Origin of the sequence: Devosia chinhatensis (genome assembly GCF_000969445.1) — a bacterium.
Lineage (GTDB): Bacteria > Pseudomonadota > Alphaproteobacteria > Rhizobiales > Devosiaceae > Devosia > Devosia chinhatensis.
In genome coordinates this window covers 1-500 of record NZ_JZEY01000068.1, presented here as the reverse complement: position 1 = coordinate 500, position 500 = coordinate 1, and the positions used below count along the sequence as shown (strand labels likewise).

1 protein-coding gene is annotated in these 500 nt (G+C 68.4%); it reads left to right on the top strand.

Annotation, left to right across the window (positions count from 1 at the left end; translation table 11 throughout):
- A partial coding sequence (locus VE26_RS18870; protein WP_046106499.1) for a hypothetical protein occupies positions 1-297 on the top strand: 297 nt, incomplete at its 5' end.
- Positions 298-500 lie beyond the last annotated feature (203 nt).

Genomic DNA, 500 nt, shown 5'->3' with positions numbered 1-500 from the left:
CCGGCCGCGTCTGCGCTCAGGACCAGGTCGCAGGCGCGGCGGGATGTAGTCAGTGCAGGGATCGAGCCGCGGTTCCGGCGGCTCGAAACGCAGACCGAGGCCCTCCGCGACACGATCGACACCAGCGCCGTCGAAAGCCAGCTCAAGGGGCTGACGGACCGCAGGGACGGTGCCGGAACCCAGTTGGAGGCCCTCGCCCGTCTCTATGCAAGTGGCGAGGATAAGCAGGATTTCGAGGCCCTCGCCACCATGGTGGCGAGGGCCTCGAAATCCTGCTTATCCTCGCCACTTGCATAGAGACGGGCGAGGGCCTCCAACTGGGTTCCGGCACCGTCCCTGCGGTCCGTCAGCCCCTTGAGCTGGCTTTCGACGGCGCTGGTGTCGATCGTGTCGCGGAGGGCCTCGGTCTGCGTTTCGAGCCGCCGGAACCGCGGCTCGATCCCTGCACTGACTACATCCCGCCGCGCCTGCGACCTGGTCCTGAGCGCAGACGCGGCCGG